Genomic DNA, 14745 nt, shown 5'->3' on the forward strand with positions numbered 1-14745 from the left:
ATGATCGGCGATTTCATTAGGACGAGAAAGTTTTGAAAATGGATCACGGTATCGATATTGCCGAACTGGACAGGGAAACGGCACGATCGGGCGGCGAGCCCGAGGCGCGCGCCGACATCGTCGGTTCGCTTGCAAGAATTGCCTCCACGACGACGGCGCGCGGCCAGGTCCTGACCGGCGCGGACTTCGCGCGGGCGGGCCAGCCGGACGAGCGGCTCGACAAGGTGTTCGAGCAGCTCGCCGAAACATTCGCCACCTTGCCGGCGGTGATCTCCGAGGGCCGCGTCTGGACCTATCGGGAGCTGGACAGCCGCGCCAACCAGTTCGCCCGCCTGCTGGTCAAGCGCGGCGTGCGACCGGGCGACCGCGTCGGGCTCATTCTCGACCGCTCGGCGGAAACCTATGTCGCCCTGCTCGCCGTGGCGAAGGCGGGCGCCGCCTTCGTGCCGCTGGCCACCGCCTTCCCGCAGGAGCGCATGGCGCTCATCATCGAGGACGCCGGCGTCAGCCTGGTCGTCACCATCGCCACCTATGCATCGCGGGCCGGGGAGCTGCCGGTTCCGCATCTGTTGATCGACAGCGCGGCGGGCGAAATATCGGCCCAGTCCGGGGCGCCGCTGAGGACGCACAAGGCGCCGGCCGCCGCTGCGAGCGACGACATCTGCTATATCCTCTATACGTCGGGCACGACCGGCAGGCCCAAGGGCGTGGCCATCCGCCACCAGAGCTTCGTCAACTTCATCCGCGTCGCCGCCGCGTCCTACGGCTACAAGCCGGGCGACCGCGTCTACCAGGGCATGACCATCGCCTTCGACTTTTCCTCCGAGGAGATCTGGGTGCCCTTCATCGCCGGCGCGACCGTCGTGCCGGCACCCGGCCAGATGCCGCTGGTCGGCGAGGAGCTCGCCGATTTCCTGCGCCATCACGAGATCACCTGCATGGCCTGCAGCCCGACGCTTCTGTCGTCCATCACTTCAGATGTGCCCAGCCTGCGCACGCTGCTGGTCGGCGGCGAAGCCTGTCCGCACAATCTGGTGGTACGCTGGTCGAAGCCCGGCCGGCAGATCCTCAACACCTATGGCCCGACCGAGGCGACCGTCACGGCAACCATGGGTGCGCTGACGCCCGACCGGCCGGTGACGATCGGCGCGCCGCTGCCCACCTATTCGATCGCCATTCTCGATCCCGTGTCGCCACAGCTGGCCGACCCCGGTGAACTGGGCGAGATCGGCATCGCCGGCATCGGCCTCGCCGTCGGCTATCTCAACCGGCCGGACCTCACCGAACAGAAATTCATCGCCGATTTCCTCGGCCTGCCGAACAACCCGTCGAAGCGCATCTACCGCACCGGCGACCTTGGCCGGATCAACGATGCCGGCGAGATCGAATATGCCGGGCGCATCGACACACAGGTGAAGATCCGCGGCTATCGCATTGAACTGGGCGAGATCGAGGCCGTGCTGCTCGACCAGCCGGAGATCGCGCAGGCCGCCGTCACCACCTGGGAGATCGAGCCCGGCCGCGTCGAGCTCGTTGCCTATTACGCGCCCAAGGCCGGCCAGCCGGCGCTCTCGCGCGCCGACCTTGCCCAGACGATGAAGCGGCGGCTGCCGGACTACATGGTGCCCTCCTATCTGGAGGAACTGCCTGTCATCCCGATGACGGTCTCCAACAAGGTCGACCTTCGCCAGCTGCCCAAGCCGACCAGCGTCCGGCTCTCGGCCGACCGCGCCATGGTTGCGCCCGCCAATGACGACGAGCGTTTCCTGGCCGAGGCGCTATGCGCCGTGCTGAAGTTCGACGACGTGTCGGTCGAGGACAATTTCTTCGACGATCTCGGCGCCAACTCGCTGCTGATGGCGCATTTCTGCGCCCGCGTGCGCACCCGCAAGGAATGGGCGACGACGTCCATGCGCGACATCTATCTCTATCCCACCGTGGCGCGCCTGGCCAAGCACCTTAGCGTATCGGAAGAGATGACGACGGCGATCAATGAGCCCGTTCTCACCCGCCGGGCCTCCAACCTCGTCTACTGGACCTGCGGCGCGGCGCAGCTCTTGTTCTACGCGCTCTACAGTTATGTGGCGCTGTGGGCGATCAATGGCGGCCTCAACTGGGTCTATGACGCGCTCGACGAGCCGCTGCAGCTCTACATCAGGTGCGTGGTGCTCTCGGGCGGCGTGTTCTTCGGCATGTCGGGCTTTGCCGTCGTCGCCAAATGGGTGCTTGTCGGCCGCTGGAAGGCGGAAGCGTTCCCGATCTGGGGGCTGCGCTACTATCGCTTCTGGGTGGTCAAGACCTTGATCCGCTCCGCGCCGGTCGTCCTGTTCCGGGGCAGCCCGCTCTACAGCCTGTACCTGCAGCTGCTTGGCACCAGGATCGGCAAGAACGTGGTCATCGAATCCCGCGCCGTGCCCGTGTGCACGGACCTGATTTCGATCGGCGACCGAACCATCCTGCGCAAGGAATCGCTGATCCTCGGCTATCGCGCCCAGGCGGGCTATATCCACACCGGGCCGTTGACAATCGGCAGCGATGCCTTCGTCGGCGTCGGCTCCACGCTCGACATCGACACCGCGATCGGCGATGGCGGCCAGCTCGGCCATTCCTCCTCGCTGCAGCGTGAACAAAGCATCCCGGACGGCGAACACTGGCATGGATCGCCGGCGGTGCCGACCACGGCGGACTATTGCAAGGTGCGCAATGTCAACCCTCCCCGTATCAGGCGCTTCCTCTACGAGGCCGTGCAGCTGATCGGGCTGTTTGCCATCGTCACCCCGCTGCCGCTCCTGTTCCACAGCTATTGGGAGAATGTCGGCGACGACTATCAGGAGACGATCGGCATTGTGGCGATCGGCACGACGGTCACGCTTCTCGGCTATATCGCCCTGGCCTTCCTCGCCGCCACGGTGGTGCCGCGCCTGTTCAGCCTGATCCTGAAGCCCGGCCGCACCTACACGCTTTACGGCTTCCGCTACTGGCTACAGACGGTTGCCGAATTCTCGAGCAATTCGCGCGTGCTGGGGCTGCTGTTCGGCGACAGCTCGGCCATCGTCCATTATATGAGCGCGATCGGCTGGAACCTCAACAAGGTGGTGCAGACCGGCTCCAATTTCGGCTCCAACCAGCAGCATGAAAACCCGCTTCTGTGCGAAATCGGCACCGAGACCATGGTGTCGGACGGGCTGTTCATGATCAACATGCACAAATCCGCTTCCGCGTTCCGACTGGAACCGACCCGGATCGGCGAGCGCAACTATCTCGGCAACAACATCTACTATCCGCCGGATGGGCGCACGGGCGACAACGTCCTGCTCGGCACCAAGGTGATGGTCCCGATCGACGGGCCCTTGCGCGAGAATGTCGGCCTTCTCGGCTCGCCGTCCTTCGAGATCCCGCGCATGGTGGCCCGCGACAAGGAACTCATCGCCGGCATCAACGAGGACGACCGGCAAAAGCGCATCCCGGCCAAGAACCGGCACAATCTGGTGACGATCCTGCTGTTCGTGGCGACGCAATGGGTCATGCTGTTCGTCACGCTGGCGATCTGGGACCGGGCGCTGAACTACTACACCGAATGGGCCGAGATCGCGCTCTTCGTGGCGGTGCTTTTGACCTCGGCGATCACCATTCCGTTCTACATCTTCGTCGAGCGGGCAAGCCTTGGCTTTCGCAAGCTGAAGCCGCGGATGACGACAATCTACGACGTCACCTTCTGGCGCCACGAACGCCACTGGAAGCTCGCGGACTCGCCCATCGTGCGCCTGTTCGCCGGCACGCCGTTCCGGCCGATGATCCTGCGCATGCTGGGCGTCAAGGTGGGCAGCAGGGTCTATGACGGCGGCGCCAATTTGACCGAGCGTTCGCTGGTCGAGATCGGCGACGACGTCACGCTCAACGAGGGATCGGTGATCCAGGCCCATTCGCTGGAAGAAGGCGCGTTCAAGTCCGACTTCATCCGCATCGGCGATGGCTGCACGCTCGGGCCGTCCGCCTTCGTCCATTACGGCGTCGTGATGGGCAAGGGATCGATGGTCGATGCCGATTCCTTCGTGATGAAGGGCGAGGAGCTGGAGCCCAACTCCATCTGGCGCGGCAACCCGGCCAAGCTGCATCGTTTCGTCGAGCCGGTCAGCGAGGCCGCCGGGGCAACGGCGTCTTGACGGACCGCGCGCCCGGCAGCGTGGACATCCATATCGTCCCGGTGACCAAGGCCAATCGCGCCTTGGTCACGGCCCTGCGACTGGCTCCGGAGCAGGTGGATTTCGTCGCTGGGAATGCGGACTCGCTTCGCGAAGCCAGATCCGACCCGGACGCGCGGCCCCGCGCCGTGATGGCCGGAGACCAGATCGTCGGCTTCCTCATGTACGACGCCCCGAAGGACGATGACGAGGCCCGCATCTACCGCTTCATGATCGACCGCGCCTGGCAAGGCCGGGGCTATGGCAAGGCCGCGCTGCGGGCGGTGCTGGAGGAAATCCAGGGGCTCGGCCACGTCAGGCACGTGTCGATCTGCTACGAAACGCGGAACGAGGCGGCACGGCAGCTCTATCGCGGCGCCGGTTTCGTCGAGGAAGGGCTCGACGAGGACGGCGAAATGATCGCCGATCTCATCCTTGCGGCCGCCGCTCGATGACGCCATCAGCCGGTCCGTCTTTCCCAGATTTGCCGGAGGAAATCGCCTTGGCGCGCGCCGTCGCTGCCATGGCTCCAGCCGGAGTGCGCACGGGATGCCGGCTCATCCGCGAAGGCGACGAGGCCTATCTGTTGCCGGCGGAGGCGGGCTCCATCCCCGCCCGCCAGCCGGCCATGCGGCGGGCCAGCGGCGCGGCGCGATTGCTCGCGCACCGGCTGCTGGCGGATGCCGGCTTCGACGGTTTCGCCCTCTTGCGCACGCCCTCTGGCGCACCTGCCTGGCCGGACGGGATAACCGGCTCGCTCGCGCATGACGACGACATGGCCGTGGTGGCGGTCGCGCCTGTCGGCCACATCGTCTCCCTCGGCATCGATGTCGAGCCGGCGCTGCCCCTGCCCGACGAGATTTCCGCCCTTGTTGCCATGCCCGCCGACCGGACGGGTACCGCCGACCGGCAGCTTGCCGGCCGCATCCTCTTCGCCGCCAAGGAAGCGGTCTACAAGGCCGCCTATCCGCTGGACCGCCAGGTGCTGGGCTATGAAGACATCGCGGTAAACCTCGAGACCGGCCACGCGACGACGAGCACGGGCCGCGAAGTCAGCCTCATCTACTGCGTCGCCCCGCGTGTGGTCGTGTTGGCGTTTGTCGACGGTGACGGGGTTTAGGGTCGGCTCGACTATCCCTGCTCCACGCCTGAAGCCAGCAATCTCCGGCGTTGGCGCCGCCCCTCACTGTCCTGCCGGACATCTCTCCCCGTAAACGGGGCGAGAGGGCTGGCTGCAACGCCGGCGTCTTCTTGCAACGCTGGAGATTGGCGAAATCGCTCCCCGTCACTATACGGGGAGAGGATGCCGGCAGGCAGGTGAGGGGCGGCGCGGACGCTGCGCCATTATGACCAGTTGCCATGACGCTAGCAGGGGTAACATCCCAGCGTCATGAGCCTTCAGCCGGATTCTTCGAGGGCTGTTCTTCCCGAACGTCCACGATCTCCCGGTAGTCCCTCACCTCCCCATCCAGCCCGCGTATCCGCCAGCTCTGATCGTCCTGTCCCTCGATAGGACATGGTCCGAGCAGCACCTTCCCTCCCCCCTCCGGCAGGTCGATGACGTAGACCGGATTGCAGATCCCCGACAGACGCGCGCGCAACGCTTCCACCAGCGCCTGGCCTTCGGCGATCGTGGTGCGCCGGTGGGCCATGCCGCGCGCGAGATCGCCATGGTGCAGGTAATAGGGTTTTATCCCGAGCCGGTACATCAGCTCGCGGCAGAGCTCCTCCAGCACCTCGACCGTATCGTTGACGCCCTTCAGCAGAACGCTCTGGTTGAGCAGTACGAAGCCGGCTTGTCGCAAGGTGCGGCACGCCGCTTCCGTGGCGTCGGTGATCTCGCGGGCGTGGTTGAAGTGGGTCACCACCGTCACCATCGGCCGGCCCTGCAGGGCTTCCACCAGCCCTGGCGTGATGCGCGAAGGCAGCGCCACCGGCACGCGGGTGTGGATGCGCAACAGCCGCACATGGGCAATAGTCTCGATGCGGGCGCGGATTTCGGAGAGTGCGTTATCCGGCAGCGACAGCGGATCGCCGCCGGTAAGGATCACCTCGCGGATTTCGGGGTGGCCCGCTATATAGGCCAGCGCCGGCTCCAGCGCCTCGCGCGTATAGCCACGGCCGATCGAGGTCAGCGATTCCTTGCGGAAACAGAACCGGCAATAGACCGCGCATTGATAGGTCGGGAACAACAGCACCCGGTCGGCATGACGATGCGTCAGGCGCGGCACCGGGCTGAATTCATGGTCGGCGATCGGATCGCCAAGCTCGCCCTCGGCCTCTTCCAGTTCTTGCGGCGACGGGATCACCTGCGCCCGGATCGGGTCGGCGGGATCGTTCCAGTCGATCAGGTCGAGATAGGTTTTCGGCGCGCGCACCTTGTGCAGCGTGGCGGCGGCTTGCGCGGCTTCGCGTTCGGCCGGCGACAGCGGCAGGGAAGCGAGGTCGCGCACATGGCGCACGCCGGCGCGGACATCGTCCTGCCAGGCGGTGTCGGGGGCGGTCGCGCGGGTGGCGTCTTTGAGATCGGTCATCGGGGTCTCGGGTTTTTGCCGCGGACCTATCGGCCGGATGGGCTGTCGGGTCAACCACTGGGCAAGCCAACCACGCCCGCCGCACTCTACGGCGCCCCCTCTGAGGGGGGAGATCGGATGTTGCGACGGCCTTCGCCAATCTCCAAAGTTAAATAGGGAATGCCGGCGCCCAAACTGCCAATCTCCCCACTTGAGGGGGAGATGTCCGGCAGGACAGAGGGGGGCGCCGTAGAGCGCCGCCCTTGCCTTCACACCCTCCGCCCACCCGCGCCGGCCATCGCCGCAAGAGCGCTTTCAATCGTCTCGAACCTCAGCTCCGGATAAAGCACGCCCGCCTCCGGCGTGGCGGTCTCCAGAGCCGTCTCGCCACGGATCCAGAATGCCCGCAGCAGTCCCAGCCCCGGAACCGCCGCGATCAGCGCCTCCAACTCCTCGGCGCTCATCTGCTTGACGCGCGGCGAGCGACCGCTCACCTTGCGCCAAAGTTCGATCATCGCGCTTTGCGTGATCCTGTTTCGCGCAATACGGATTTCGCTGCGCACCGCATTGGGGTCCTCCAGCGCGCGCATCGTGACAGCCGCGATATCCTTCTCGCTGACAAACGTCGCCGGCACATTGCCTTCGCCATAGAGCGTCACCTCGTCGGGCGGCAGTGGCGACGAGCCGAAACGCGTCAGGTCGCCAAGCGTCGCCACCCAGGTCGAGAAGAAGCCGTTGGTGTAGATCACCGTATAGGGCAGATCGGCCTGCCTGACGGCGTCGAAGACGGCCCGCTTGATGTCGAGCGGTTCGATCGAGCCGGGTGCGGCGGCGGCAAAGTCGAGGCCGAAACCGGCGGACGGCACATAACGCGAGACGCCGGCATCCCTGACCGCGCGCACCAGCGTCATCTCGCTGGCCGAACCGACATGCACCGAACTGATGACGCGGTCGACCGAGCCGAGCGCGCGCACAAGGCTGCCATAGTCGTCGAGATCGCCAAGATGGATGGTGGCGCCCAATTCCTTGAGCGGGCGCACCCGCTCCTCATTGGCCGCCGTTGCCGGCCGCATTAGCACATGAAGGCTGTCGCCATTGCGCACGCTGGCCTTCGCCATCTCGCTGCCCAGAAGTCCCGTCGCGCCGATGATCAGGGTGCTGGTCATATCGCCCTCCCATTGCCCAAAATTCCGTTGGCAAGAATGGAACCGTCCCAGTCGCGTTCGAGGCCGATGTCATGCAAACGGCGGTCGGAGAGCCTGGAAACCTGGCGCAGTGTGCGGCGGCGCTCGAAGGCTGCCGCGCTCCTCATGGCAAGGCCGTTCATCGCGCTGCCGATGGGTCGAAGGGTCAAGGTCATTGTCCGTCTCCTATTTCATTGGGCGCAAGCCTGCCGACGTCGCCCACCGGGCGAGCATGACGATTGCTCACACTTCTCTGGTCAGTTCAGCGCATCGATGAACCGAAAGTCCGGCATGGATGCTTGCTACGCCAGAATATTGGGTGGTTTCGGACTGGACGACAAACGACTCTTTGTGCAGGATTTGTGAGCAACACTCACAGGTCGAACCATGCCTCGCAGATTGCCGCCCCTCACCGCTCTGCCCGCCTTCGACGCGGCCGCCAGACATTTGAGCTTCTCCAAGGCCGCCGAAGAACTCAACCTCACCCACGGCGCGGTCAGCCGCGCCATCCGCAACATCGAGGACAGGCTGGGCATCCAGCTCTTCGATCGCGGCACACGCTCCGTGCGCCTGACCGCTGTCGGCGCGGCCTATGCGGTCGAGGTCGGCAAGGCGCTCGACCAGATCGCCGCCGCCACCATCGCCGCCACACCCGACCGCTCGACCCGCATCCTCAGCGTCAGCACGTCGGACGGTTTCGCCGGCCGCTGGCTGGTGCCGAGACTGCATCGCTTCCATCGCGCCAATCCCGACGTCGACGTGCGGCTGGCGACTTCGGGCGTGCTGGCCGACTTCGTCAGCGACGGCATCGACATATCCATCCGCTACGGGCGCGGTGGCTATACCGGGGTGACAGCGGAATTCCTCGCCGACGAGGAGGTCTTCCCCGTCTGCAGCCCGGAACTGCTGCAAGGCGAGCACCCGCTGCGGCAGCCCGGGGATCTGCGGCATCACAAGCTGATCCACGACGCCTTCCGCATCGACTGGGCGACATGGCTCGAACAGGCCGGCGCCGAAGGCATCGACCCCAAACGCGGCGTGCGTTTCGATTCCGCCACTTTCGCCGTCGAGGCGGCCGTGCATGGCGAAGGCGTGCTGCTCGGCCGCAGCGCGCTGGTCTCGGCCGACCTCGCTTCCGGGCGGCTGGTGCGGCCCTTCGACCTCGCGCTGAAATCAGCCGCCAGCTACTATGTCGTCTATCCGGAAGGCGCGTTGCGCCAGAAAAAAATCAAGGCGTTCCGCGACTGGCTGTTCGCCGAGATCGCGACCGATTGGGTCGGCGTGTCCAGGAGCCAGGCGCCCGAAGCCAGCTGAGCGCATCCGGTTCCATCGATTGAACAGGCGTCGGCGACGGACGAGACAGGTGGACAGCCCAAAGCTGCCCACCCGGCCCCCGCCGCTCATGCATGTCGCCCCAAAAGGGGGCATCGGTATTTTCGGAAGCCGCCATGCATTGACGGCGCCAGATTGGACGCTGGCGCTCGCGGCGACCAGTCGTCATATGACGGTAGCGTGCGTCACGAGGCCGGCTTCGGCCTACTCCCTGGCGCGAAAAGCTTCCGGCACGATGAACACCTCGTCGGCACGGCCATAGCCGCCGTCTGCGATTTCCTCCACCAGCACCATCGTGGTGGGCCGCACGCCTTCGCCGAAAAAGTCGACGAACATGGCTGTCGTGCGGTGGATGAGGTCTTCCTTCTGCGCCTTGGAGAGAGCGGCCTGCGGCATCTTGAAATTGGCGAATGGCATGGTCTTTTCCTGTTTCTGGAGGTTGGATTTCTGGGAGTTGGTTTCAGGTTTTGGGATGGAACGGGTCGGCGGTCGGCGGCGGCCGCCTCCTCAGATCACGCCGCCATTGGCGCGGATGATTTGCCCGTTGATCCAGCCACTGTCCGGCCCGGCCAGGAACGAGACCACGCCGGCAATGTCGTCGGGCTGGCCGAGCCTGCCGAGCGGGACCATTTTTCCGATGGCCTCGATCTGCGCCGCGCTCTTGCCATCCGTGAACAACGCCGTTTCGACCGGCCCGGGCGCCACGGCGTTGACGGTGATCCCGCGCGCGCCAAGCTCCTTGGCCAGGATGTGCGTCATCGCCTCGACCGCCGCCTTGGTGGCGGCATAGACGCCGTAGCCCGGCTGGTAGAGGCCGACGACGCTGCTCGAGAAATTGACGATGCGGCCGCCGTCGCGCAGCCGCCGCGCGCCTTCGCGCATGCCACGGAAGACGCCGCCGAGATTGATCGCGATTTGGGTGTCGAAGAAGGCGTCGTCGGCCTGCGCGATCGGCGAAAGCTTCATGATGCCGGCATTGTTGACGAGGATATCGATGCCGCCGAAGGCCCTTTCGCCGGCGTCGAAAAGGCTGGCGATCCCGACCGGATCGGCGATGTCGGCCCGCACGGCGATCGCCTTGCCGCCATCGGCTTCGATGGCGCGCACCACGTCCTCGGCCTCCGCCTGTCCCCGCGCATAGTTGACGACGACGGCGATGCCGTCACGCGCAAGCCGCCGCGCGATCGCAGCGCCGATGCCCTTGGAGGCGCCGGTCACGATCGCCGTTCTGGCTTGATCCGTATTTCGTTGGCCTGAAGTCATGGAAGTCTCTCCTTATCGTTGGCGAGACGGATATAGGCCAGTGCACTTTCCGGATAATCGGCCCTCAATTGACATCACCATTCGGGAAATGCGAACAAACCGCATGGATCGGGTTGACACGATGCGGCTCTTCGTCCGCGTGCTGGAGCGGCGCAGCTTCACCGCCGCCGCCGCCGATCTCGGCCTGCCGCGCTCGACCGCGACGGAAGCCATCCGACGACTGGAAGAGCATCTCGGTGCGCGGCTGCTGGAGCGCACGACGCGGCAGGTGAACGCCACCCAGGACGGCGAGGCCTATTACCGGCGCTGCCTGTCGATCCTGGCCGAGATCGAGGATGCCGAGGCTGCCTTCCGCGACGCCGAACCGTTCGGCCTGCTGCGCATCGATGCCAGCACGCTGCTCACCCGCACCTTCCTGCTGCCGCGCCTGCCGGAATTCCTCGAAAATTATCCCCGCATCGACCTGCAGATCGGCCAGAGCGACCGGCTGGTCGATCTCGTGCGCGAGGGCGTCGACTGCGTCATCCGCGTCGGCGAACCGCCCGACAGCGGCATGATCATGCGCCGCCTTGGCATGATCCGCGAGATGACTTGCGCCAGCCCCGCCTATCTCGCGCGCCACGGCACGCCAGCCTCCCCCGACGCGCTGGAGGGCCATCAGGCGATCGGCTTCGTCTCCTCGCGCACCGGCGAGGTGCTGCCCTTCGAATTCACCGTCGCCGGCAGGACGCGCGAGGTCAGGCTGCCCGGCCGCGTCGCCGCCAACAATTCCGACACTGCCGCCGATCTCGCGCGGCTCGGCCTCGGCCTCATCCAGGCGCCGCGCTATCGCTTCGAGAAGGATTTGGCCGAGGGCGCGCTGGTCGAGGTGTTGGCCGAGTATCCGCCTTCGCCGACGCCGCTGTCGGCGCTCTACCCGCAGAACCGCCAGCTCTCGCCGCGCCTGCGCGTCTTCCTCGACTGGGCGGCGCGCATCTTCGCCGAGGCGAACCTGTAAAAACCGGAGGCGTCGTTGCCCATCGGCGCGATCTGATGGCATTGTCGCCGCGACAGCGCGCCATGGGGAGAGATAGCGCACCGCCAGGGAGGATTTCCATGACCACGACACAAGGCGGCTTGCCGCGCTATGAGGACGCTGTTTCGGGCTTCCGCATCGAGGATGAGATCGCCAGGCTCGACGGCGACCCGTCGACCGGCATCAACGCCTATGTCGAATGCTGCGGCCGCCACACCGGCCAGAACCGGTTGGCGCTACGGGCGATCTCCGCGAGTGGCGAGCTCAACGAATTCAGCTTCGAGTATCTCGACGCTATGTCCGGCCGCGTCGGCAATCTGCTGAAGGAGTTGGGCGTCGGTCCGGGCGATGTCGTGGCCGCCATGCTTCCGCGCATCCCAGCGTTGGTGGCGCTGATCCTCGGCGCCTGGCGCGTCGGCGCCGTCTACCAGCCGCTGTTCACCGCCTTCGGCCCGAAGGCCATCGAGCATCGCCTCGGCTATAGCGGTGCAAAATTGGTGGTGACCAATCCGGCCAATCGCGCCAAGCTCGACGAGGTCGCCAACCCTGCGCGAACCGCCACCATCCTCGACGCGGGCGAGACGTTGCCTGCGGGCGACATCGATTTCCGCGCCGCCCTTGCCGCTGCTTCGCCGGCCTGCGAGCCGGTGATGCGCCGGGGCGAGGACCTGTTCATGATGATGTCGACCTCAGGCACCACAGGCCTGCCCAAGGGCGTGCCGGTGCCGCTCAGCGCTCTGCTGGCCTTCGGCGCCTATATGCGCGATGCGATCGGGCTGCGCCCTGACGATGTCTTCTGGAACATCGCCGATCCCGGTTGGGCCTACGGCCTCTATTACGCCATCACGGGCCCCCTGCTGCTCGGCATCGCCACCACCTTCAATGAGGGCGCCTTCACCGCCAAGAGCACCTATGACGTCATCGAGCGGCTTGGCGTCACCAGCCTTGCCGGCTCGCCCACCGCCTTCCGCCTGCTGCTCGCCGAAGGCCCCGAGGCCGCCGCGCACGCAAAAGGCCGGCTGCGCGTGGTGAGCAGCGCCGGCGAGCCGCTCAACCCGGAGGTGATCCGCTGGTTCGACGCCCATCTCGATGCGCCGATCCACGACCATTACGGCCAGACCGAGAACGGCATGATGGTCAACAACCATCACGGGCTTTCGCATCCTGTCCGCGCGGGCTCGGCCGGATTTGCCATGCCGGGCTACCGGATGGTGGTGCTGGATGAAGCCGGCAGCGAGCTCGGCCCCAACCATCCCGGCATCCTTGCCGTAGACATCGCCAACTCGCCGCTGCGCTGGTTCGGCGGCTACCACCAGGCCGAAACCCCGGCCATTTCAGGTGGCTACTACCGCACCGGCGACACGGTGGAATACGAGCCCGACGGCTCGGTCTCCTTCATCGGCCGCGCCGACGACGTCATCACCTCGTCAGGCTACCGCATCGGCCCCTTCGACGTCGAAAGCGCGCTGATCGAACACCCCGCCGTCACCGAGGCAGCCGTGGTCGGCGTGCCCGACCCGCAACGCACCGAAATCGTCAAGGCCTTCGTCATCCTGGCGCCGGCCTTCAACGGCAGCCCGGAACTCGCCGAGGAACTCGCCCAGCATGTCAGAAAGCGCCTCTCGGCCCACGCCTATCCCCGCGAGATCGACTTCGTGAGCGAGCTGCCGAAGACGCCGAGCGGGAAGATCCAGAGGTTTCTGCTCAGGAAGGCGGAGGTGGAGAAGCGGAAGGGGTGATGGGCGTGACGCCGCTTCTCGGCCCCAACAGTGAGGGCACTTCATGACGAAGCATCGAATCTATTCCACAAGCTTCGCCAGCGTCTATCCGCACTATGTCGCCAAGGCGCAAAGGAAAGGACGCACCAGAGCCGAGGTCGATGAGATCATCCGCTGGCTAACGGGTTACACCGAGAAGGAACTCGACGCCGAACTGGAGAAGAAAACCAGCTTCGAGGATTTCTTTGGTCAGGCCTCTCGACTGAATCCTTTGCGGAATTTGATTACAGGCGTGGTCTGCGGCGTGCGCGTGGAAGACATTGAGGATCCGCTGATGAAGGAAATTCGCTACCTAGATAAGCTGATCGACGAGCTTGCGAAGGGGAAAGCGATGGAGAAGATACTCCGGAAATAAGGCGAGAGGTCGAGCGCGCGATATCATTGACCGAGCGCATGAGCGCACGCGCTGATCGCGCGCCCTCACCCCACCATCTGCAGCGTCCCCTGGCGCCGCACCTCGGCTTCTATCTCCTTCACCAGCGTCTCCAGCGCGGGGTTGCGGGCGTTGCGGGCGCGGCGGATGACGTAGGCTAGGTCAGGAGGCTTGGGGAAATTCTTGTCGGCGATCTCCATGCCGGGCTGCAGATGGCGCTGGCTGAGCAGCGCGACGCCGAGGCCGGAGGTCACGCCGGCGATGATGCCGGCGGCACTCGAACATTCGAACACGATCTCGAACACCGTTCCCTCGTCCTGGCCGAGATCGAGGCCCCAGCGGCGATAGAAGCAGTTCTCGTCGAAGGACAGGAACGGCACCGGGTCGCCTTTCGCCAGGATCAGTTCGGGCGACTTCACCCAATGCAGGCTCTCGCGAAAGAGCAGGACGTCGGTCGGGCGGACCTCGTGCTGGAACACCTGGATGATGGCCGCGTCGAGCGCGCCTTCGCCCAGCAGCTTCTGCAAGGCGAGGCTCATGCGCACTTGCGTGCGCACGCTCACTTCGGGGTAGAGCCGGCGAAACCGGCCAAGGATGCGCGACAGGTCGGTGCAGGTCGTGTCCTCGGTCATCCCCAGCGCGATCTTGCCCTGCAGCGTGCTTTTCGACAGGCTCAGGATCGCCTCGTCATGGATGCCCAGGATGCGCCTTGCATAGCCCAAGAGATCCTGCCCTGAGCTGGTGAACATCGGCGCATTGGCCTTGCGGCTGAGGATTTCGCAGTCGAGGCTCGTCTCCAGCCGCCGGATCTTGTGGCTGACGGCCGACTGCGACAGGCCCAGCATCTCGGCCGCGCGGGTGACGCCGCCATGTTTCTCGATCGCCACCATCGCCCGCAAGGCATCGACATCCAGGCGGCGGCTCATCACTCCAGCCATGACAATCCTCGTTCGAAAAGACGTGCTGGTCCAGTTCCTTAAGCGGAACCGGCTCCAAGGCAAATTCATATGTCAGCTTTCGTGGCTATTTCATGAGTTCATCGAAATTTGTCATGTGCAAAAACAGGCCTGCCGCCATAAATCCTCAGCTCGGATCGGCCACGATCC

The 14745-nt window shown here is 65.5% G+C and carries 13 protein-coding genes; 7 read left to right on the forward strand and 6 right to left on the reverse strand.

Annotation, left to right across the window (positions count from 1 at the left end; translation table 11 throughout):
* Positions 1-38: 38 nt before the first annotated feature.
* Genes FJ948_RS23810 through FJ948_RS23820 form a run of 3 tightly spaced genes read left to right on the forward strand, consistent with a single transcriptional unit; the run spans position 39 to position 5301 of the window.
* Complete coding sequence (locus FJ948_RS23810) at positions 39-4163, forward strand: Pls/PosA family non-ribosomal peptide synthetase (RefSeq protein WP_181173792.1); 4125 nt, start codon at positions 39-41, stop codon at positions 4161-4163.
* Entirely contained in the window at positions 4160-4636 is a 477-nt protein-coding gene (locus FJ948_RS23815; protein ID WP_140708755.1) for a GNAT family N-acetyltransferase, read from the forward strand. Before FJ948_RS23810 ends, FJ948_RS23815 begins: the two co-directional genes overlap by 4 nt.
* A 47-nt stretch (positions 4637-4683) precedes the next feature.
* Complete coding sequence (locus FJ948_RS23820; protein WP_246677597.1) at positions 4684-5301, forward strand: 4'-phosphopantetheinyl transferase superfamily protein; 618 nt, start codon at positions 4684-4686, stop codon at positions 5299-5301.
* Positions 5302-5569: 268 nt separating this feature from the next.
* Here the strand turns inward: FJ948_RS23820 and FJ948_RS23825 are convergent, their stop codons facing one another.
* The 3 genes from FJ948_RS23825 to FJ948_RS23835 form a co-directional block, all read right to left on the reverse strand.
* Entirely contained in the window at positions 5570-6715 is a 1146-nt protein-coding gene (locus FJ948_RS23825) for a KamA family radical SAM protein (protein WP_140708759.1), read from the reverse strand.
* Between the two features lie 248 nt (positions 6716-6963).
* Positions 6964-7860, reverse strand: coding sequence for an NmrA family NAD(P)-binding protein (locus tag FJ948_RS23830; protein ID WP_140708761.1), 897 nt, complete (start codon positions 7858-7860; stop codon positions 6964-6966).
* Entirely contained in the window at positions 7857-8054 is a 198-nt protein-coding gene (locus FJ948_RS23835) for a DUF1127 domain-containing protein (RefSeq protein WP_140708763.1), read from the reverse strand. The genes FJ948_RS23830 and FJ948_RS23835 overlap by 4 nt, the downstream gene beginning before the upstream one ends.
* A gap of 211 nt (positions 8055-8265) precedes the next feature.
* Between FJ948_RS23835 and gcvA the strand changes: the two genes are divergently transcribed.
* Complete coding sequence (gene gcvA, locus FJ948_RS23840) at positions 8266-9192, forward strand: transcriptional regulator GcvA (RefSeq protein ID WP_140708765.1); 927 nt, start codon at positions 8266-8268, stop codon at positions 9190-9192.
* A 222-nt stretch (positions 9193-9414) separates the two neighbouring features.
* Here gcvA and FJ948_RS23845 read toward each other — a convergent pair whose 3' ends face one another.
* Both FJ948_RS23845 and FJ948_RS23850 read right to left on the reverse strand, forming a co-directional pair.
* Entirely contained in the window at positions 9415-9627 is a 213-nt protein-coding gene (locus FJ948_RS23845) for a 4-oxalocrotonate tautomerase family protein (protein WP_140708767.1), read from the reverse strand.
* 90 nt (positions 9628-9717) lie between these two features.
* The gene (locus FJ948_RS23850) at positions 9718-10473 is read right to left on the reverse strand and encodes an SDR family oxidoreductase (RefSeq protein ID WP_140708769.1); all 756 of its coding nucleotides are present in this window, start codon (positions 10471-10473) and stop codon (positions 9718-9720) included.
* Between the two features lie 103 nt (positions 10474-10576).
* On the opposite strand from FJ948_RS23850, the gene FJ948_RS23855 reads away from it, so the two are divergent.
* The 3 genes from FJ948_RS23855 to FJ948_RS23865 all read left to right on the forward strand — a co-directional run bounded on the left by FJ948_RS23855 (position 10577) and on the right by FJ948_RS23865 (position 13621).
* Entirely contained in the window at positions 10577-11470 is an 894-nt protein-coding gene (locus tag FJ948_RS23855) for a LysR family transcriptional regulator (protein WP_140708771.1), read from the forward strand.
* A gap of 98 nt (positions 11471-11568) precedes the next feature.
* Positions 11569-13227 carry an acyl-CoA synthetase gene (locus FJ948_RS23860; RefSeq protein ID WP_140708773.1) on the forward strand — a complete coding sequence of 553 codons (1659 nt, stop codon included), beginning with the start codon at positions 11569-11571 and terminating at the stop codon, positions 13225-13227.
* 43 nt (positions 13228-13270) lie between these two features.
* Entirely contained in the window at positions 13271-13621 is a 351-nt protein-coding gene (locus FJ948_RS23865) for a DUF2200 domain-containing protein (RefSeq protein ID WP_140708775.1), read from the forward strand.
* A 65-nt stretch (positions 13622-13686) separates the two neighbouring features.
* Here FJ948_RS23865 and FJ948_RS23870 read toward each other — a convergent pair whose 3' ends face one another.
* Positions 13687-14577 (reverse strand): LysR family transcriptional regulator, encoded by an 891-nt coding sequence (locus FJ948_RS23870; RefSeq protein ID WP_140708777.1) that lies wholly within the window; start codon positions 14575-14577, stop codon positions 13687-13689.
* Between the last annotated feature and the right edge of the window lie 168 nt (positions 14578-14745).

The organism is Mesorhizobium sp. B2-3-12 (assembly GCF_006442205.1).
Classification (GTDB): Bacteria; Pseudomonadota; Alphaproteobacteria; order Rhizobiales; family Rhizobiaceae; genus Mesorhizobium.

Excerpts from the sequence above, each read along its gene's own strand:
- FJ948_RS23810 (WP_181173792.1), top strand. The coding sequence starts at position 39 with ATGGATCACGGTATCGATATTGCCGAACTGGACAGGGAAACGGCACGA.
- FJ948_RS23825 (WP_140708759.1), bottom strand. The coding sequence starts at position 6,715 with ATGACCGATCTCAAAGACGCCACCCGCGCGACCGCCCCCGACACCGCC.
- FJ948_RS23830 (WP_140708761.1), bottom strand. The coding sequence starts at position 7,860 with ATGACCAGCACCCTGATCATCGGCGCGACGGGACTTCTGGGCAGCGAG.
- FJ948_RS23835 (WP_140708763.1), bottom strand. The coding sequence starts at position 8,054 with ATGACCTTGACCCTTCGACCCATCGGCAGCGCGATGAACGGCCTTGCC.
- gcvA (WP_140708765.1), top strand. The coding sequence starts at position 8,266 with ATGCCTCGCAGATTGCCGCCCCTCACCGCTCTGCCCGCCTTCGACGCG.
- FJ948_RS23845 (WP_140708767.1), bottom strand. The coding sequence starts at position 9,627 with ATGCCATTCGCCAATTTCAAGATGCCGCAGGCCGCTCTCTCCAAGGCG.
- FJ948_RS23850 (WP_140708769.1), bottom strand. The coding sequence starts at position 10,473 with ATGACTTCAGGCCAACGAAATACGGATCAAGCCAGAACGGCGATCGTG.
- FJ948_RS23855 (WP_140708771.1), top strand. The coding sequence starts at position 10,577 with ATGGATCGGGTTGACACGATGCGGCTCTTCGTCCGCGTGCTGGAGCGG.
- FJ948_RS23860 (WP_140708773.1), top strand. The coding sequence starts at position 11,569 with ATGACCACGACACAAGGCGGCTTGCCGCGCTATGAGGACGCTGTTTCG.
- FJ948_RS23865 (WP_140708775.1), top strand. The coding sequence starts at position 13,271 with ATGACGAAGCATCGAATCTATTCCACAAGCTTCGCCAGCGTCTATCCG.
- FJ948_RS23870 (WP_140708777.1), bottom strand. The coding sequence starts at position 14,577 with ATGGCTGGAGTGATGAGCCGCCGCCTGGATGTCGATGCCTTGCGGGCG.